The organism is Streptomyces silaceus, assembly GCF_001419745.1.
GTDB classification, from domain to species: Bacteria; Actinomycetota; Actinomycetes; order Streptomycetales; family Streptomycetaceae; genus Streptomyces; species Streptomyces silaceus.
The window spans coordinates 1-18,365 of record NZ_LIRJ01000205.1 but is presented as its reverse complement, the minus strand read 5'-3'; the positions used below and the strand labels follow the sequence as shown (position 1 = coordinate 18,365).

The window sequence follows — 18,365 nt, the reverse complement described above, 5'->3', positions numbered from 1 at the left end:
TCCCTGCGCAGCGCCGCGCGCACGCCCCCGCCCCCGCATATCCCCAAGCTCTCGCGGACGTGTGCCATACCCGCAGGTCAGAGCCGCTTTTCCGCTGCCCCGAAGGACGTACAACCATGCCCACCACGCCTGAGAAGCCCGCCCCAGCCACGCCCCGCCGCAAGGCGAGCCGTCACCGCGGCGAGGGTCAGTGGGCCGCCGGGCACTTCACGCCGCTCAACGGGAACGAGCAGTTCAAGAAGGACGACGACGGTCTCAATGTGCGGACACGCATTGAGACGATCTACTCCAAGCGTGGTTTCGACTCCATCGACCCGAACGACCTGCGCGGGCGGATGCGCTGGTGGGGCCTGTACACCCAGCGCAAGCCCGGGATCGACGGCGGCAAGACCGCGATCCTGGAGCCCGAGGAGCTGGACGACGAGTACTTCATGCTCCGGGTGCGGATCGACGGCGGGCGCCTGACCACCGAGCAGCTGCGCGTCATCGGCGAGATCTCCCAGGAGTTCGCGCGCGGCACCGCCGACCTCACCGACCGGCAGAACGTCCAGTACCACTGGATCCGCGTCGAGGACGTCCCCGAGATCTGGCGGCGCCTGGAGGCCGTGGGGCTCTCCACCACCGAGGCCTGCGGCGACACGCCCCGCGTCATCCTCGGCTCGCCGGTCGCCGGCATCGCCGAGAACGAGATCATCGACGGCACCCCCGCCATCGAGGAGATCCAGCGCCGCTTCATCGGCAACCCCGACTTCTCGAACCTGCCGCGCAAGTTCAAGTCCGCCGTCTCCGGCTCGCCGCAGCTGGACGTCGCGCACGAGATCAACGACGTCGCGTTCGTCGGCGTCCACCACCCCGAGCACGGCCCCGGCTTCGACCTGTGGGTCGGCGGCGGCCTCTCCACCAACCCCAAGCTCGGCGTGCGCCTGGGCACCTGGGTGCCGCTGGACGAGGTGCCCGACGTGTACGGCGGCGTCATCGGGATCTTCCGCGACTACGGCTACCGCAGGCTGCGCAACCGCGCCCGCCTGAAGTTCCTCGTCGCCGACTGGGGCCCGGAGAAGTTCCGGCAGATCCTGGAGGACGAGTACCTCGAGCGCAAGCTCGTCGACGGGCCCGCGCCCGAGCAGCCCGCCGGCACCTGGCGCGACCACCTCGGCGTCCACAAGCAGCGGGACGGGCGCTTCTACGTGGGCTTCGCGCCCCGCGTCGGCCGCGTGGACGGCGCCACCCTCACGAAGATCGCCGAGGTCGCCGAGGCGCACGGCTCCGGCCGCGTCCGCACCACCGCCGAGCAGAAGATGATCGTGCTCGACGTCGACGAGGCACAGGTCGAGTCCCTGGTCTCGGGCCTGGAGTCGCTGGACCTGCGGGTCAACCCCTCCCCCTTCCGGCGCGGCACCATGGCCTGCACCGGCATCGAGTTCTGCAAGCTCGCCATCGTCGAGACCAAGGCGCGCGGCGCCTCGCTCATCGACGAACTGGAGCGCCGCCTCCCGGAGTTCGACGAGCCGCTCACCATCAACATCAACGGCTGCCCCAACGCCTGCGCCCGCATCCAGGTCGCCGACATCGGCCTCAAGGGCCAACTGGTCCTCGACGACGACGGCAACCAGGTCGAGGGCTACCAGGTGCACCTGGGCGGCGCCCTCGGCCTGGACGCCGGCTTCGGCCGCAAGGTCCGCGGCCTGAAGGTCACCGCCACCGAGCTGCCCGACTACGTCGAGCGGGTCGTCCGGCGCTTCCAGGAGCAGCGCGCGGACGGCGAGCGGTTCGCCACCTGGGTCGCCCGCGCCGCCGAGGAGGACCTCAAGTGAGCGAGCGAGCCGCCCCGTTCCACTGCCCCTACTGCGGTGACGAGGACCTGCGCCCGAACGAGACGGGTCACGGCGCCTGGGAATGCGCGGCCTGCAATCGAGCCTTCCAGCTGAAGTTCCTCGGGCTGCTCGCCCGGGGAGTTCGGCACACCGACGGTGGAGGGGAAGAGATATGACGACCACTCAGGACGAAGAGCAGCATACGAACGAGGAGTTGAGGGCGCTCGCCGAGCGGGCCGGGCGCGACCTCGAGGACTCCTCACCCCTGGAGATCCTCCGCTGGGCCGCCGACACGTTCGGTCCGCGGTTCTGCGTGACCTCCTCGATGGAGGACGCGGTCGTCGCCCACCTCGCCTCGCGGGCCCTGCCCGGAGTCGACGTCGTCTTCCTCGACACGGGCTACCACTTCCCCGAGACCATCGGCACCCGCGACGCCGTCGAGGCCGTGATGGACGTCAACGTCATCACCCTGACGCCGCGTCAGACCGTCGCCGAGCAGGACGCCCAGTACGGCCCGAAGCTGCACGACCGCGACCCCGACCTGTGCTGCAAGCTGCGCAAGGTGCAGCCCCTGGAGGACGGCCTCACCGGGTACGCCGCCTGGGCCACCGGTCTGCGCCGCGACGAGTCGCCGACCCGCGCGAACACCCCGGTCGTCGGCTGGGACGAGAAGCGGCGGAAGGTCAAGGTCTCGCCGATCGCCCGCTGGACGCAGGACGACGTCGACGCGTACGTCACCGAGCACGGCGTCCTGACCAACCCGCTCCTGATGGACGGCTACGGCTCCGTGGGCTGTGCCCCCTGCACCCGTCGCCTTCTCGACGGCGAGGACGCGCGGGCGGGACGCTGGGCCGGGAACGCCAAGACCGAGTGCGGGATCCACTGATGCCCGCGCCACAGGAAGACACCCAGGAGAACCACGTGACCACCGGAGCCACCGTCTGGCTCACCGGCCTGCCCAGCGCCGGCAAGACCACCATCGCCCACGAACTGGCGGGCCTGCTGCGGGCCGAGGGCCGCCGCGTGGAGGTGCTCGACGGCGACGAGATCCGCGAGTTCCTCTCCGCGGGTCTCGGCTTCAGCCGCGAGGACCGGCACACCAACGTGCAGCGGATCGGCTTCGTCGCCGAACTGCTCGCCCGCAACGGCGTGCTGGCGCTCGTACCGGTGATCGCGCCGTTCGCGGACAGCCGTGAGGCGGTGCGCAAGCGCCACCAGACGGGCGGCACCGCGTACCTCGAGGTGCACGTCGCCACGCCGGTCGACGTCTGCTCCGTACGCGACGTGAAGGGCCTGTACGCCAAGCAGGCGGCGGGCGAGATCTCCGGGCTCACCGGGGTCGACGACCCCTACGAGGCGCCCGAGTCGCCCGATCTGCGCATCGAGTCGCAGGACCAGACCGTGCAGGAGTCGGCAGCGGCCGTGAAGGCGCTGCTCACCGAGAGGGGTCTCGCATGACGACCGTCGCCAGCGTCTCCGAGGAGACCGACAGCCCGTACGCGCTCAGCCACCTGGACGCCCTGGAGTCCGAGGCGGTGCACATCTTCCGCGAGGTGGCGGGCGAGTTCGAGCGGCCGGTGATCCTCTTCTCCGGCGGCAAGGACTCGATCGTCATGCTGCACCTGGCGCTCAAGGCCTTCGCCCCCGCGGCGGTGCCCTTCTCCCTGCTGCACGTCGACACCGGGCACAACTTCCCCGAGGTCATCGAGTACCGCGACCGGGTCGTGGCCGAGCACGGCCTGCGGCTGCACGTCGCCTCCGTGCAGGAGTACATCGACGCGGGCAAGCTGCGCGAGCGGCCCGACGGGACGCGCAATCCGCTGCAGACCGTGCCGCTCACCGAGAAGATCCAGAGCGAGAAGTTCGACGCGGTCTTCGGCGGCGGGCGCCGCGACGAGGAGAAGGCCCGCGCCAAGGAGCGGGTGTTCTCGCTGCGCGACGAGTTCTCCCAGTGGGACCCTCGCCGCCAGCGCCCCGAGCTGTGGCAGCTGTACAACGGCCGGCACGCGCCCGGCGAGCACGTCCGGGTCTTCCCGCTGTCCAACTGGACCGAGCTGGACGTGTGGCAGTACATCGCCCGTGAGGGGATCGAGCTGCCCGGGATCTACTTCGCGCACGAGCGGGACGTCTTCAAGCGCTCCGGGATGTGGCTGACCGCGGGCGACTGGGGCGGCCCCAAGGAGGGCGAGGAGGTCGAGAAGCGGCTGATCCGCTACCGCACGGTGGGCGACATGTCCTGCACCGGCGCCGTCGACTCGGACGCCACGACGCTGGACGCGGTCATCGCCGAGATCGCCGCGTCCCGGCTCACCGAGCGCGGCGCGACCCGGGCCGACGACAAGCTCTCCGAGGCCGCGATGGAAGACCGCAAGCGCGAGGGGTACTTCTAACCATGAGCAACAGCACCACAGAGCCCGCACAGCCGCTCTCCACCGAGCAGTTGTCGGCCACCACCCTGCTGCGGTTCGCCACCGCCGGATCCGTCGACGACGGCAAGTCCACGCTCGTGGGCCGCCTCCTCCACGACTCCAAGTCGGTCCTCACCGACCAGCTGGAGGCCGTGGAGCGCGTCTCGGCCAGCCGTGGCGCCGAGGCGCCCGACCTGGCGCTGCTCACCGACGGCCTGCGGGCCGAGCGCGAGCAGGGCATCACGATCGACGTGGCGTACCGTTACTTCGCCACGGCCCGGCGCCGGTTCATCCTCGCCGACACCCCGGGGCACGTGCAGTACACCCGGAACATGGTCACCGGCGCGTCCACCGCCGACCTCGCGGTCGTCCTGGTCGACGCGCGCAACGGCGTCATCGAGCAGACCCGCCGCCACGCGGCCGTCGCGGCCCTGCTGCGCGTGCCGCACGTCGTCCTCGCCGTGAACAAGATGGACCTCGTCGCCTACGACGAGAAGGTCTTCGCGAGGATCGCCGAGGAGTTCACCGCGTACGCGAGCGAGCTGGGCGTCCCGGAGATCACCGCGATCCCGATCTCCGCGCTCGCGGGCGACAATGTCGTCGAGGCCTCCTCCAACATGGACTGGTATGGCGGCCCGACGGTCCTGGAGCACCTGGAGACCGTCCCGGTCAGCCACGACCTGACCTCCTGCCACGCGCGGCTGCCCGTGCAGTACGTGATCCGTCCACAGACCGCCGAGCACCCCGACTACCGCGGCTACGCGGGCCAGATCGCGGCCGGCACCTTCCGGGTCGGCGAGTCCGTGACGGTGCTGCCCTCCGGGCGGACCTCGAAGGTCACCGGGATCGACCTCCTGGGCAAGCCGGTGGACGTGGCGTGGACGCCGCAGTCCGTCACGCTGCTCCTCGCCGACGACATCGACATCTCGCGCGGCGATCTGATCGTGCCGAGCGGTGACACCCCGCCGACCACGCAGGACATCGAGGCGACGGTCTGCCACGTCGCCGACACCGCCCTGACCGTCGGCCAGCGGGTGCTGCTCAAGCACACCACGCGCACGGTCAAGGCGATCGTGAAGGAGATCCCGTCCCGGCTCACCCTGGACGACCTCTCCCAGCACCCGGAGCCGGGGCAGCTCGTGGCCAACGACATCGGCCGCGTGAAGGTCCGCACCGCCGAGCCGCTCGCGCTCGACGCGTACGCCGACTCGCGCCGCACCGGTTCCTTCCTGCTGATCGACCCGGCGGACGGCACGACGCTCGCCGCGGGCATGGCGGGCGACGCGTTCGCCACCCCGGCGGACGAGGACGACTCGGCGTCCGACGACGAGGGTTGGGACTTCTGACCATGACCTACGTCGACGTGTTCGCGACGTTCGCGAAGGAGGGCGGCCGCATCGGCAGCGGCGCCCTCGGCAGCGGGCAGGGCGGGGTCGCGCGATGTGCGCGATGACGTACGCGCACTGCCTGCGCGCCCCAGCCCGCCCCTTCCCCGGAGGCCCCCGCACCCGTGTGCGCGGCGGCGTGTCCGGCCGAAGACGAAGACCTGCCGACCTCCCGGCCACGCCCTGACGCGTGCCCCGGGCCAACGAGAGGACCGCCTCCCGTGCCAGCACGACGTACCCGAATCGCCGCCCTCGCGGCCCTGCCTCTGCTCGCCCTGGCGCTCAGCGCCTGCGGCTACGGCTCCGAAGCGGACAAGAACGACGACACGTCCAAGGTCGCCGCGGGCGCCAAGAAGATCGAGGGCCTCGACAGCGTGAAGATCGGGTACTTCCCGAACCTCACCCACGCCACCGCCCTGGTCGGCAACCAGGAAGGTCTGTTCCAGAAGGAACTGGGCGGCACGGAGGCGAAGTACTCCCAGTTCAACGCGGGCCCCTCGGAGATCGAGGCGCTGAACGCGGGATCGATCGACATCGGCTGGATCGGCCCGTCGCCCGCCATCAACGGCTACACCAAGTCCCAGGGCAAGAACCTGCGCATCATCGGCGGCTCGGCCTCCGGCGGCGTGAAGCTCGTGGTGAACCCGAAGAAGATCAAGTCCGAGGGCGACGTCAAGGGCAAGAAGATCGCGACGCCGCAGCTCGGCAACACCCAGGACGTCGCCTTCCTCAACTGGATCGCCGAGAAGGGCTGGAAGGTCGACGCCCAGAGCGGCAAGGGCGACGTGTCGGTGGTCCGCACCGACAACAAGATCACTCCGGACGCCTACAAGTCCGGCTCCATCGACGGCGCCTGGGTGCCGGAGCCGACCGCGTCCAAGCTGGTCGCCGAGGGCGGCAAGGTCCTCCTCGACGAGTCCGACCTGTGGCCGGACAAGAAGTTCGTGATCACGAACATCATCGTGAAGCAGAGCTTCCTGGAGGAGCACCCGAAGGTCGTCGAGGCCGTGCTGCGCGGCGCGGTGAAGACCAACGCCTGGATCAAGGAGAACCCGGACAAGGCGAAGGCCTCCGCGAACGCCCGGCTGAAGGCCGACTCCGGCAAGGCGCTGCCCGCCGAGGTGCTCGACCCGGCGTGGAAGTCCATCCAGACGACCAATGACCCGCTGGCCGCCACCCTCGACGCCGAGGCGGACCACGCGGTCAAGGCCGGCCTCCTGGAGAAGCCCGACCTCAAGGGCATCTACGACCTCCGCCCGCTGAACAAGGTACTCGAGGCCGCGGGCGAGTCCCCGGTCGACGACGCCGGTCTCGGCGTCAAGTAGCCCGATCCCCAGCCGAGTTCCCAGGAGGTGACGACCATGGCAACCACCCTCGCCAAGGCCGCGGAGAACACCCGCGACACGGCCGCGCACGCCGCGCGGATCGAGCACGTTTCGAAGTCCTTCGGCGGTCCCGCCGGGCCCCAGCTCGTCCTGGACGACATCACGCTCGATGTCGCGCCGGGCGAGTTCGTCACCCTCCTGGGAGCCTCGGGCTGTGGCAAGTCGACCCTGCTCAACCTCGTCGCCGGGCTCGACAGGCCGTCCGACGGCACCATCACGACGGACGGCCGCCCGGCCCTGATGTTCCAGGAGCACGCGCTCTTCCCGTGGCTGACCGCGGGCAAGAACATCGAGCTCGCCCTGAAGCTGCGCGGCATCCCCAAGGCGGAGCGGCGTCAGCGGGCCGAGGAACTCCTCGAACTGGTCCGGCTGCAGGGCGCCCACCGCAAGCGGGTGCACGAGCTGTCCGGCGGCATGCGCCAGCGCGTGGCGCTGGCCCGCGCCCTCGCCCAGGACAGCCCGCTGCTGCTGATGGACGAGCCGTTCGCGGCGCTGGACGCGATCACGCGCGACGTGCTGCACGACGAGCTGACCCGCATCTGGCGCGAGACCGACGTCTCCGTCCTCTTCGTCACGCACAACGTCCGCGAGGCCGTGCGCCTCGCCGAGCGCGTCGTGCTGCTCTCGTCGCGTCCGGGCCGGGTGGCGCACGAGTGGCGGGTCGACATCCCGCACCCGCGCCGCATCGAGGACACCGCCGTCGCGGAGCTGTCCGTCGAGATCACCGAACAACTGCGTGGGGAGATCCGCCGCCATGGCAAGGACTGAGACGACCGCCCCGGTCGAGGAGGCCGGGGCGAGCCAGGACCTCGCGGGCCTGGAGGCGGGCCTGGACGCGCTGGAGTCCGGCGCGGGCCCCACCCGTGTGCCCGTGCGCCAGGTGCTCGTCCAGAAGGTGCTGCCGCCGCTGACCGCCGTGCTGCTGGTCCTCGCGGTGTGGCAGGCGCTGGTCGCCTTCAAGGTCGTCGACGACCCGACGAAGCTGCCCTCGCCGTCCGCGGTGTGGGACGAGGTGGCCGCCGCGTGGCGGCAGGGCACCCTGCTCGACTACATCTGGACGTCGGTCTCGCGCGGCCTGCTCGGCTTCCTCTTCGCGCTGGCGATCGGCACGCCGCTCGGCCTGATCGTGGCGCGGGTGCGCTTCGTGCGGGCGGCGATCGGCCCGATCCTGTCCGGACTGCAGTCGCTGCCGTCGGTGGCCTGGGTGCCGCCGGCCGTGATCTGGCTGGGCCTGAACAACTCGATGATGTACGCGGTGATCCTGCTCGGCGCCGTGCCCTCCATCGCCAACGGCCTGGTGTCGGGCGTCGACCAGGTGCCGCCGCTGTTCCTGCGCGCGGGCCGCACGCTCGGCGCGACGGGCCTGAAGCACACCTGGCACATCGTGCTCCCGGCGGCGCTGCCCGGCTATCTCGCGGGGCTCAAGCAGGGCTGGGCGTTCTCCTGGCGCTCGCTGATGGCCGCGGAGATCATCGCGTCCTCGCCGGACCTCGGCGTGGGCCTCGGCCAGCTCCTGGAGAACGGCCGCAACGCCAGTTCCATGTCCATGGTCTTCCTGGCCATCTTCCTCATCCTGATCGTCGGCATCGCCATCGACCTGCTGATCTTCAGCCCGCTGGAGCGGCGCGTCCTGCGCAGCCGCGGTCTTCTCGTGAAGAGCTGAACTCCCATGTGCCGTACGCCACTTGCCGCCGGGGCCCGCCCCGTGCTCCTCGTCATCGCCCACGGCAGCCGCGACCCGCGGCACGCCGCGACCGTGCACGCGCTGGTGCGCCGGGTACGGTCGCTGCGCCCCGGGCTGCGCGTGGAGACGGGGTTCCTGGACTTCGACTCAGCCACCGTGCCGGGTGTGCTGGACAAGCTCGCGGCGGAGGGCGTTCGGGACGTGGTGGCGCTGCCGCTGCTCCTGACCCGCGCCTTCCACGCCAAGGCGGACATCCCGGCGGTGCTGCGCGCCGCGCCGCCGGGCCTGCGCATCCGCCAGGCCGCCGTCCTCGGCCCTTCCCCGCTGCTCCTCGACGCCCTGGAGCAGCGCCTGTACGCGGCGGGGCTCTCCCCCGCCGACAAGTCCTCGACCGGGGTCGTGCTGGCCTCGGCGGGGTCCTCGGACCCGGAGGCGATCGCAGTGATCGCTGACATCGCGCGGGAGTGGCGGCGTACCGGTTGGTGCGCCGTGCGGCCTGCGTTCGCCTCCGCGTCCCTGCCGCGCACCGAGGACGCGGTGCGCGCGCTGCGCGCCGTCGACGGGGTGCGCCGGGTGGCCGTCGCGCCCTACGTCCTTGCGCCCGGTTTCCTGCCGGACCGCATCGCGCGGGGCGCCGCCGAGGCGGACATACTGGCCGAGGTGCTGGGCCCCGCGCCGGCGGTGGCACGGCTGCTCGTACGGCGCTTCGACGAGGCCCTTGCCCCTGGCACCTGCCCCGTTGCGCCTCTGGCGCGGATTCCCGCACTGGCCTAGCTTGTGGGTGCATGACCCCGAGCCGATCCCGCACGCTGTGGCTGCGGACCGAACCCCTGCACGCCGTGACCTACTTCGAGGAACGCTGCCGCGGGCTCGGCAGGGCGGTGGGGCTCAAGGGATTCTGGATGGGGTACTTCGCCGCCCGCACCGCGCCGATGGGCCGGGTCGGCCCCGGCGTGGCCGCCGCGGCGCTCGGCGTCTTCGCGCCGGGCATGGTGGCCCGCGCGCTGCCGTCGGCCTGGGAGTACGCCTCGCCGGACCGGGTCGTCGAGGAGCGCGCCCGTCTCGCGGCCGGGGCGCTGCGCCGGCTCGTCCCCGACGTGGAGTCGCTGGCCGCCGAGGTCGACGTCCCGCTGGCGGCCGTGGTCGCGGACGCGCCCGCGCTCGCCCGTCCCCTCTTCGCCGCCAACCGCGACCTCGCCCACCGCTCCGACCCGGTCGAGCGGCTGTGGCAACTGGCCACCTGCGTACGCGAGTTCCGTGGCGACGCGCATGTCGCGGTGCTCGCCGACCACGGACTCGACGCCCGGGAGGCCCTCGTCCTCGCCGCCGCGACCGGCCGCGTCGACGCGGCCGGGATCCGGCAGGACCGGGGCTGGAGCGAGGAGGAGTGGGCGGCGGCCGTCGACCGCCTGGGCGGGCGGGGCCTGCTGGACGCCACGGGCCACATCACGGACCGGGGCGTCACCGAACGCGAGCTGATCGAGGACGACACCGACCGCCTGGCGTCCCGTCTCCTGCGCCCCCTGACCACCGGCGAGGCGGACGCCCTCCTGACCGCCCTGAAACCGGCGGCCCGCCACGTCCTCGCCTCGGACGTCCTGCCGTTCCCGAACCCGATCGGGCTGCCGCGCACGGTGGGGTAGCGGCGCCGCGCCCCCTGGCCGAAACCGCTTGCACCGGCGGGGCCCCGCCCCTTACCGTCACGCGGATGACACCCGAACTGCGGTCCGAACGACTCTCCCTCGCGCCCTATGTCGCCGCCGACGAGGCGGACTTCGTCGCGCTGTTCCAGGACGAGGCCGTGGGGCGCTGGTTCGGGGACGGCATGCAGAGCGCCGCGGAGGACCGGGCGCTGTTCGGGCGGATCTTCAGCCTCGTGTACGCGGAGGAGCGGTTCCCCGTGTGGGCGGTGCGGTACGAGGGGCGCTATGTCGGCCACGCCGAGGTCAAGCCGTCGCCGGAGCGCTGGCTCGACGGGCACGAGATCGTCTACGGCCTGACCAGGGAGAGCTGGGGCCTCGGGCTCGGCACGGAGCTGGCACGGCTGCTCACCGCGTACGGGCACGAGACCCTGGGCCTGCCCGAGGTGCACGCGACCGTCGACTCCGAGAACACCCCCTCGCTCTCCGTCCTCAAGCGCCTCGGCTACACGCAGACGCGCCAGGTGCCCGAGGAGAACGGCAGGATCACGCTCCAGCTCACCTCGCGGCTCGCCGCACCGCCGCACGCCGGCTGACGCGACACGGAGGGCGGGCCCGGCGGGCGGGGCTCAGGAGAAGTCGAGGCCTCCCGTGCGGGTGCGCTTGAGCTCGAAGAAGTCCGGGTGGCCCGCGAGGACACGGAAGCTGTCGAAGATCCGGGCGGCCTCCTCGCCACGCGGGATCGCGCGCAGCACGGGCCCGAACCAGACGGTGCCGTCGACGTGGATCGTCGGCGTGCCGACGTAGCCGTCGGCCTCCGGGTCCTTGCCCGCGTCGTGGCTGCGGCGCAGCGGCGCGTCGTACGCGTCGTCGTGCGCCGCCGCCGCGAGGTCGCCCGGCAGCCCGAGCTCGGCCAGGGCCTGCGCGGCGACCTCCGCGAAGTCCTCGTTCTTCTCCTGGTGGATGCGCGTGCCGAAGGCGGTGTAGAGGTCGCGCAGGACGTCCTCGCCGAGCCGGTCCGCGGCGGCCGCGGCGATCCGGGTCAGGGCGAGCGAGCGGTCGACCAGGTCGCGGTACCACGCGGGGAGGTCGTTGCCCTCGTTGTGGAAGAAGAGGCTCATCACGTGGAAGCGGAGGTCGAGGTCGCGGTGGCGTTCGACCTCCAGGATCCAGCGCGAGGTGATCCAGGCGAAGGGGCAGACCGGGTCGAAGTAGAAGTCGACCCGGGTCGGGGCGGAGGCGGTGGCGGCGGTGGCCGCTGGGGCGGTGTCCGGCGTGGTCATGGCTCGACACTATCCGGCAAGTGGCACGGAGAATGGGCCATTGACACCGCTCTCGCGTGGGCCAATCGGGCCGTCCTCACACGGCTCCCCTCGCCCCGCCGCACCTCATCCCTCGGTGAACGGCGTCCCCTGGTGGAACCAGAGCTGCCAGCCGTCGTCCGTGCGCCGCCACAGTGAACTGCGGTGGACCCGGCGGCCGTTGCTGTCGGTGTCGAAGGTCAGGTGCACCAGGTCGTCGGCGAGCCGGACGCCCCGCATGCGCGAGGTCGTGGTGGGCCGGCCGCCGGGCCCGGGGTGCTCCATGAGGACCCGCACGATCGACTCCCGGTCCCACCGCGTGCCCGAGGCGCCGAACTCGGTGAACTCCGGGTGCAGCAGCGCCCCGAAGAGCTCGGGCGAGGCCCGCACCTCGGGGTCGAGGAGGCGCAGCTCGCCCTCGATGGCGGCCTCGACGGCGGGGGTACGGTCCGTGGAAGTGCGGTCAGTCACGGGTCATCTCCACGAGCCGGGTGACGGTGTTCCAGTTGCGGCTGGTGGCGATGACGCCCTTGTTCAGGGCGGGCCTCGACAGCTGTTCGCCGAGCTTGGAGCGGCCGAGGCCGTCGGGGGCGTACAGATAGAGGACGCGGTCCCCGAGCCTGAACTCCTCGGGCAGAAAGGCCGCTTGGTCGACGGAGGCGAAGCGCTCGGCGTCGACGGGCGCGGAGAAGTAGGTGACGTGCAGCTGCTTGGCCTCCAGGTCGGCCGCGGGGAACGGGCATGCCTCGGCGACCGCCGCCAGATACGCCCCGTCGCGCACCAGCACGTCGACGGCGAAGCCGAAGCGCTCCTCGATCGCCGTCCCCACCTCGGCGGCCAGCGACTCCTCCGCGGCGCGCGCGTCGGCCCCGCCCCGGTCCGCGGTGAAGACCGCGTTGCCGCTCTGCAGATAGGTCCGTACGCCGCCGAGGCCGAGCTCCGCCAGGAGCGCCCTCAGCCCGGCCATCGGCACCTTCTTGTGGCCGCCGACGTTGATGCCGCGCAGCAGCGCCGCGTATGTCTTGATCGCCATGCGCACACGATAAAGCGGTCGCCGTGCCCCGTGGGGGTGGGCACGACGACCGCGGCTCAAGGGGCCGGCGAGGTTACTCGACGACCTTCAGGAGCTTGTTGGGCGTGCCCTCGCTCGGGTTGGAGATCTTGTCCGGGGTCGCACCGTCGGTCAGCGCCTTGGCGACGTCCGCGGGCTTGGCGTCCGGGTGGGCGGCGACGTAGACGGCGGCGGCGCCCACGACGTGCGGGGTCGCCATCGACGTACCGGAGATGGTGTTGGTGGCGTCGTCACCGGTGTTCCAGTCGGACGTGATGTCCGAGCCCGGGGCGTAGATGTCCACGACGTCGCCGTAGTTGGAGAAGTCCGACTGCTCGTCGTCCTTGGTGGAGGAGGCGACCGTGATCGCGTCCTTCACGCGGGCCGGGGAGCCCTGCGAGGCGTCGGTCGACTCGTTGCCGGCGGCCACCGCGAAGGTGACGCCCGAGTCGATCGCCTTCTGGACGGCCGCGTCGAGCGCCTCGTCCGCGCCGCCGCCGAGGCTCATGTTGGCGACGGAGGGGCCCTGGTGGTTCTTGGTGACCCAGTCGATGCCCGCGACGACCTGCTCGGTGGTGCCGGAGCCCTGGTCGTCCAGGACGCGGACGGCGACGATCTTGGCCTTCTTGGCGACACCGTGCGCGTCACCGGCGATGGTGCCGGCGACGTGCGTGCCGTGGCCGTTGCCGTCGTCGGCGTCGTCGTCGTTGTCCACGGCGTCGAAGCCGGAGGTGGCGCGGCCGCCGAAGTCCTTGTGGCTGACGCGGACACCGGTGTCGATGACGTACGCGGTGGCGCCCTCACCCGCGGCGTCGGGGTAGGTGTACTTCTTGTCGCCGGCGGTGTCCTCCTGGTCGATGCGGTCCAGGCCCCACGACGGCGGGTTGTCCTGGGTGGCGTCGATGGAGAACTTCTTCGACTGGACGACCTTGCCGACGGCCGGGTCGGCGGCCAGGCGCTTGGCGTCGGTCTCGCTCAGGCCCTTGGCCGAGAAGCCGTTGATGGCGGAGGAGTAGTTGCGCTTGAGCTCGCCGCCGTACTCCTTGGCGAGGTCGGACTTGGCGTCCTTGCTGGCCTTCTCGTCCAGCATCACGATGTAGCTGCCGGCCACGGCGCCCTTGGCGTCCAGGCCGTACACCTTGCCCTCGGCGGGGGTGGCCGCACCGGCGAAGGAGGTCGCGAAGACGGTGACACCGACCGCGGTGGCGGCGGTGGCTATCGCGGCGGTGAGCTTCATCGTGCGGGCACGCTTGTGAGTTGCCATGAAGAGGGGTCTCCTCGTGGTGTCTGTGGGGGGATGTGTGGGGGGTATTCAGCTGTCTTCCCCAGGGCCCGCCGCGGCGACAAGTTCGCTGCGGCACCCCTTGAGGTCCGGAAGATCTCCGGGTGTTGGGACGAAACCCTGTCGGATTGACGCGCGCAGATCAATACCTACATGCAGCTGTGACTTGTTCAACAAGGTTCTGTAATAACAAATCGGCCCCGCGCCGACGGATCGGACATCCCGGGTCACAGACCCCCCAACTCCGGGTAACACCAGAGGGCTTGCACGCGAACGCCGGGCGGGCGGGAGATGATCCCGTCCGCCCGGCGTACCGGGACGAACCCGGTGAAGTCGGCGGTGGCGCGGCGCCCGACGGCGCCGTGCGCCCGTCAGGCCGCGGTGACGACCTTCTGCTGCTCGAAGGAGTCGATCGTCCGCGTGAAGTCCCGCGTCGAGAGCAACAGCTTGTAGATGATGGCGAGTTCGAACACCAGAAGGAGCGCACCGGAGACAATGGTCGCCGGCATCACCACGTCGAAGAGCGGGCCGATCATGAAGACGCCCATCTGGAACTCGATGCCGCTCACCAGGTGCGCGCGGATGCGGTGGCGCAGCAGGAAGGACCGGGCCCGCAGATAGGCCGGGAACTTCCGCCGGAACTCCTGGTGCAGGTCGATCACCTGCGCCTTGCGCGCCGGTGCCGCCTCCCCGTCGGCACCCGCCCCGCCGTCGGCGCCGGCCTCGGCGAGCGGCCGCGCGGCGCGGTCGGCGTCGTCCGCCGCGCGCTGGAGGTCCTGCTCGATGTCCGCCGAGGGGTTCTCCCGCAGCAGGTCCTCCATGAAGGCGAGCTCCGCCTCGTTCTGCGCGCGCCGGGCGGCCCGCATGCGCGCCTTGATCTGCTTGCGCATGGAGTGGCGGATCTTGAAGATCTCCAGCGAGTTGATGTACCGCAGGGTATCGAGGGCGACGACCGCGAGCGCGAGCCAGATGTAGAGGGTGTCGCCGGTGCGGTGGTACTGGCCGCCCATCAGCGCGACGCCGCACACCATGACGCGGATCCGGTCGAAGACGAAGTCCAGCCAGGCGCCGAACACCGAGCCCTGGCCGGTGAGCCGGGCGACCTTGCCGTCCATGCAGTCGAGGATGAAGCTCAGGTGGTAGATCACCGCGCCGAGGGCGAGCCAGCGCCACTCGCCGAGCGCGAAGCACGCGGCGGAGCCGAGGCCGAGGAGGAACGCGCCCCAGGTGATCTGGTTGGGCGTGATTCTCGTACGCATCGCGGTGAGCCGCACGAGCGGCGTGGCGACCGGGTCGACAAGCAACACGGTCCACCACGCGTCGCGCTTCTTCTGGGTGATGCGACGCACCTCGGCGAGGGGCGGTATGTCTCGACGCATGGGGGTCAACTTCCTGGCGTTCGACGAAAGTTCATCTCACGCTAGGAAGGGGTTCGCCCAAGGAACAAGATCCGTCCCGTGCAACCTTTGACCGGGGGTAACGGTCAACCTCTCAGGACGAGTCAATGGCTCTTCCAGCACAGTGCCGTGTTACCTGAGCGTTACCGAATGACCGGGACGTCACCGAATCGCGTCACGGAGCGTTACGCCGGGCCCGGTCGCCCCGCGCCTTGGCCAGCTCCTCCTCGACGAGATCGGCGGCCCTCGTCGTGCCGCCCTCCCCCGCCATCGAGGCCTGGATCTCCCCCAGTCTGCGGGCCACTTCGGGGTCCTCGACCAGGGCGAGGACGGCCTCGCGCAGCGTCGTCGCGGTGACCTCCTCCATCGGCACGTGCCGGGCGACGCCGAGGCCCTGGAGCATGTCGGCGTTGCCGAACTGGTCGACGGCCTGCGGCACGGCCACCATCGGCGTCGCGGTGGCGAGGCCCTCCTGGCTGCCGCCCGCGCCGGCGTGCGTGATGAAGGCGTCGGCCTTCTTCAGGACCGCCAACTGCGGCACCCAGTCCCGCACTTCCACGTTCGCGGGCACGTCCCCGAGGTCGGCCGCGGTGACGTGCCTGCCGACCTGGAGCACCACGTGCCAGCCGGGCAGGCCGCCGAAGGCCTCGACGCACGCGCGGTAGAAGTCGGGCTGTTTGGTGAAGGCCGAGCCCAGCGAGACGAGCAGCACCTTCTCCGCGTCCGCGGGCCGCTCCCAGTCGCCCTGCGCGGCGCGGTCGCCCTGACAGGCACCGACGAAGGTGTGCACGGACTCGTCGACCCGGTCGGCGTTCGGCTGCAGCGCCCGGGGGATCAGGACCAGGGAGCGGGGCGGCCTGCCGACGAAGGGGTCGGGGTGCTGGGTGATGCCGTTCTCCGCGAGCCAGCCGGCGAAGCGGTCGTAGTACGCCCGGCCGCGCTCGCTCGCCTTCAGCTCCGCGTACATCGGCTCGGCGACCTCCTCCTCGTACCCCTCCCAGGCCACGAGGTTCGGCGAGAGGGAGATCTCGGGGACGCCCCAGCGGCGGGCGAGGACGCGCGCCGGATAGGAGGTGATGTCGTGCAGGACGAGGTCGGGCTGGTCGCCCTCGTAGGCGCGGGCCAGCTCCGGCAGGACCTGGATGGCGTCGGCGAGGAACGGCTCGATGTTGTCGATCAGTTCGGTGCCCCAGGCCTCCGGGTCGGCGTCGGGCGAGGGCAGCGTCGTGGTGTAGGGCCGGGGCTCGGCGCCGGTCTCGGCGACCTTGTCCACGAAGGCGTGCGGGATCGCGTACGTGACGCGGTGACCGCGGGCGACGAGTTCACGGATGACTTCGAGGCTCGGGTTGACGTGCCCGTGGGCGGCGATCGAGAACATGGCGATGTGGGCGGGTCGGGGTGCGGTCATGTGACGACCTTAAGCGAGACGATACGTCTCGTGCAAGGCGCACGACCCACACCCGCCGCGCCCGCCCCCTACTCGACCCCCGTGACGCTCCGCGCGGCCTCGTTGTAGCGCAGCAGGTACTCGGCGAACCGCGCCAGGTCCGGGCCGGTCCACTCGGCGAGCCGCTCCTCGAACGCGACCCTGCGGGCCTTGCCGACCTGCGCCAGGACCTCGACGCCCCGGTCCGTGAGGTGCAGCACGTGCACCCGGTGGTCGGTCGGGTCGAGCCGCCGCTCCACGAGCCCGGCCTTCTCCAGCGCCCCCACCTGCCGGCTGATCGTCGACTTGTCGAGCGTGTAGTGCGCCGCCAGGTCCGTGGCCCGGCAGCCGCCCTGGTATTCGAGATGGCTGAGCAGCGTGAAGGACACGAGCGAGAGCTCGGGGTGCATCCGGGCGGCGGTGGCGCGCGCCCGCCGGGCGAACGCGGTCATCTCCCGCTGAATGATCTCGATGGACTCGTCCCGGGCCCCGACAGGGGGCCCGCCTCGATCGGTCACGATTTCTCCCTCTCCGCGAATGGTTGTAGAGTACAACACCGAAAAGAGTTGTATATGCCAACCATCTGCGGCCCGGCCCTCCGCCACGGGCCCCGTCGCACAGGCCCCTCGGCCGCCGAGCACGATCCGGAGAGACCCATGTCCGCCACCGCGGAACCCGCACCCCGACCCCGTGACGTCCTGCGTCACGTCCTCGTCCACCTGGTCACGCCCCTGCTGATGTGCCTGGGCATGGGCCTCGCCTACATGGGCGCGTTCGTCACGCCCGAGCCGCACGAACTGCCGGTCGCCGTCGTCGGCTCGGGACCGCAGACCCAGGTCCTCGCGCAGACCGTCAAGGACAAGGCGGGCGACGCCCTGGACGTCCGGACCCTCGCCTCGCGGGCCGAGGCCACCGACGCGCTCACGTCCCTGGAGATAGCGGGCGCCTACGTGCCCGACGCGAAGGCGCCCGAGCTGATCGTGGCCTCCGCGGGCTCCGACATGAGCGCGACGGCCGTACAGAAGGTCTTCACGCCGGTCGCGGCCGCGCAGGGCGCGCCGCTCAAGGTCACCGACGTGGCCCCGCCCGTCTCCGACGACCCCACGGGCCAGGGGCTGTTCTTCCTGCTCGTCGCCGTGAGCATCTGCTCGGCGCGGCGGGCGCCGGGCTGCGGATGCGGGCCCGCGCCGGGCTGGCCGCGGGCGTCTCCCTCGCCGTCAGCCTGATCGGCGCGGCGCTCGCCGGGCCGGTCTTCCACCTGGCGCACCAGGGGCTGTGGGGCGTGTGGGCGATGTCCTGGCTCTACTCGGCCGGGATCCTGCTCATCGGCCTGGGGCTGCACACGTTCCTCAAGCGCTGGACGACGCTCGCGATGATGGTGCTGTTCGTGATGCTCAACTTCACGACGTCCGGCGGGCTCTTCCGGCCCGAGCTGCAGAACGGCTTCTTCGGCTCGCTGCACGCGTTCTGGAACGGCGCGGGCTTCGTCGAGGGCGTCCGCAGCCACCTCTACTTCGGGGGCCACGACCTGGGCGGGCACGTCTGGACGCTGGCGGCCTGGCTGGCGGCCGGCCTGCTGCTCGTCGCCGTCG

The 18,365-nt window shown here is 71.4% G+C and carries 19 protein-coding genes and 1 pseudogene; 13 read left to right on the top strand and 7 right to left on the bottom strand.

What is annotated here, in order from left to right; translation table 11 throughout:
• Positions 1 to 116: 116 nt before the first annotated feature.
• The 12 genes from AOK22_RS20190 (at position 117) to AOK22_RS20135 (ending at position 10,912) form a co-directional block, all read left to right on the top strand.
• Positions 117 to 1,814 (top strand): nitrite/sulfite reductase, encoded by a 1,698-nt coding sequence (locus tag AOK22_RS20190; RefSeq protein ID WP_055700095.1) that lies wholly within the window; start codon positions 117 to 119, stop codon positions 1,812 to 1,814.
• Positions 1,811 to 1,990 carry a hypothetical protein gene (locus tag AOK22_RS39890; RefSeq protein ID WP_079036694.1) on the top strand — a complete coding sequence of 60 codons (180 nt, stop codon included), beginning with the start codon at positions 1,811 to 1,813 and terminating at the stop codon, positions 1,988 to 1,990. The genes AOK22_RS20190 and AOK22_RS39890 overlap by 4 nt, the downstream gene beginning before the upstream one ends.
• Entirely contained in the window at positions 1,987 to 2,700 is a 714-nt protein-coding gene (locus AOK22_RS20185; RefSeq protein WP_055700094.1) for a phosphoadenylyl-sulfate reductase, read from the top strand. Before AOK22_RS39890 ends, AOK22_RS20185 begins: the two co-directional genes overlap by 4 nt.
• Positions 2,700 to 3,272, top strand: coding sequence for an adenylyl-sulfate kinase (cysC, locus tag AOK22_RS20180; RefSeq protein WP_055700093.1), 573 nt, complete (start codon positions 2,700 to 2,702; stop codon positions 3,270 to 3,272). Before AOK22_RS20185 ends, cysC begins: the two co-directional genes overlap by 1 nt.
• Positions 3,269 to 4,204, top strand: a complete 936-nt coding sequence (cysD, locus tag AOK22_RS20175) for a sulfate adenylyltransferase subunit CysD (RefSeq protein WP_055700092.1) — start codon at positions 3,269 to 3,271, stop codon at positions 4,202 to 4,204. The genes cysC and cysD overlap by 4 nt, the downstream gene beginning before the upstream one ends.
• 2 nt (positions 4,205 to 4,206) lie before the next feature.
• Positions 4,207 to 5,568 carry a sulfate adenylyltransferase subunit 1 gene (locus tag AOK22_RS20170; RefSeq protein ID WP_055700091.1) on the top strand — a complete coding sequence of 454 codons (1,362 nt, stop codon included), beginning with the start codon at positions 4,207 to 4,209 and terminating at the stop codon, positions 5,566 to 5,568.
• Between the two features lie 260 nt (positions 5,569 to 5,828).
• Positions 5,829 to 6,932 (top strand): aliphatic sulfonate ABC transporter substrate-binding protein, encoded by a 1,104-nt coding sequence (locus tag AOK22_RS20160; protein WP_055700090.1) that lies wholly within the window; start codon positions 5,829 to 5,831, stop codon positions 6,930 to 6,932.
• Between the two features lie 36 nt (positions 6,933 to 6,968).
• Positions 6,969 to 7,760 (top strand): ABC transporter ATP-binding protein, encoded by a 792-nt coding sequence (locus AOK22_RS20155; protein WP_055700089.1) that lies wholly within the window; start codon positions 6,969 to 6,971, stop codon positions 7,758 to 7,760.
• Positions 7,747 to 8,655, top strand: coding sequence for an ABC transporter permease (locus AOK22_RS20150; RefSeq protein ID WP_055700088.1), 909 nt, complete (start codon positions 7,747 to 7,749; stop codon positions 8,653 to 8,655). Before AOK22_RS20155 ends, AOK22_RS20150 begins: the two co-directional genes overlap by 14 nt.
• A gap of 6 nt (positions 8,656 to 8,661) precedes the next feature.
• Entirely contained in the window at positions 8,662 to 9,450 is a 789-nt protein-coding gene (locus AOK22_RS20145) for a sirohydrochlorin chelatase (RefSeq protein ID WP_055700087.1), read from the top strand.
• A gap of 11 nt (positions 9,451 to 9,461) precedes the next feature.
• Complete coding sequence (locus tag AOK22_RS20140; protein WP_055700086.1) at positions 9,462 to 10,319, top strand: SCO6745 family protein; 858 nt, start codon at positions 9,462 to 9,464, stop codon at positions 10,317 to 10,319.
• A 65-nt stretch (positions 10,320 to 10,384) separates the two neighbouring features.
• On the top strand, positions 10,385 to 10,912 hold the full coding sequence (locus tag AOK22_RS20135) for a GNAT family N-acetyltransferase (RefSeq protein ID WP_055700085.1): 528 nt from the start codon (positions 10,385 to 10,387) through the stop codon (positions 10,910 to 10,912).
• Between the two features lie 33 nt (positions 10,913 to 10,945).
• Here the strand turns inward: AOK22_RS20135 and AOK22_RS20130 are convergent, their stop codons facing one another.
• The 7 genes from AOK22_RS20130 to AOK22_RS20100 form a co-directional block, all read right to left on the bottom strand.
• The gene (locus AOK22_RS20130; RefSeq protein WP_055700084.1) at positions 10,946 to 11,599 is read right to left on the bottom strand and encodes a mycothiol-dependent nitroreductase Rv2466c family protein; all 654 of its coding nucleotides are present in this window, start codon (positions 11,597 to 11,599) and stop codon (positions 10,946 to 10,948) included.
• Positions 11,600 to 11,704: 105 nt separating this feature from the next.
• Positions 11,705 to 12,088, bottom strand: a complete 384-nt coding sequence (locus tag AOK22_RS20125; protein WP_055700083.1) for a nuclear transport factor 2 family protein — start codon at positions 12,086 to 12,088, stop codon at positions 11,705 to 11,707.
• Positions 12,081 to 12,650 carry a DUF1697 domain-containing protein gene (locus AOK22_RS20120; protein WP_055700082.1) on the bottom strand — a complete coding sequence of 190 codons (570 nt, stop codon included), beginning with the start codon at positions 12,648 to 12,650 and terminating at the stop codon, positions 12,081 to 12,083. Before AOK22_RS20120 ends, AOK22_RS20125 begins: the two co-directional genes overlap by 8 nt.
• 73 nt (positions 12,651 to 12,723) lie before the next feature.
• A complete protein-coding gene (locus AOK22_RS20115) occupies positions 12,724 to 13,932 on the bottom strand; it encodes a S8 family peptidase (protein WP_055700081.1) in 1,209 nt (402 codons plus the stop codon).
• A gap of 389 nt (positions 13,933 to 14,321) precedes the next feature.
• Positions 14,322 to 15,329 carry a CDP-alcohol phosphatidyltransferase family protein gene (locus tag AOK22_RS20110; protein ID WP_055700080.1) on the bottom strand — a complete coding sequence of 336 codons (1,008 nt, stop codon included), beginning with the start codon at positions 15,327 to 15,329 and terminating at the stop codon, positions 14,322 to 14,324.
• Positions 15,330 to 15,522: 193 nt separating this feature from the next.
• A complete protein-coding gene (gene mgt, locus AOK22_RS20105; protein WP_055700079.1) occupies positions 15,523 to 16,755 on the bottom strand; it encodes a macrolide-inactivating glycosyltransferase in 1,233 nt (410 codons plus the stop codon).
• A 68-nt stretch (positions 16,756 to 16,823) separates the two neighbouring features.
• The gene (locus AOK22_RS20100; protein WP_055700078.1) at positions 16,824 to 17,225 is read right to left on the bottom strand and encodes a MarR family winged helix-turn-helix transcriptional regulator; all 402 of its coding nucleotides are present in this window, start codon (positions 17,223 to 17,225) and stop codon (positions 16,824 to 16,826) included.
• A gap of 204 nt (positions 17,226 to 17,429) precedes the next feature.
• Between AOK22_RS20100 and AOK22_RS20095 the strand changes: the two are divergent.
• Positions 17,430 to 18,365: pseudogene (locus AOK22_RS20095) on the top strand (hypothetical protein); the annotation flags it as partial.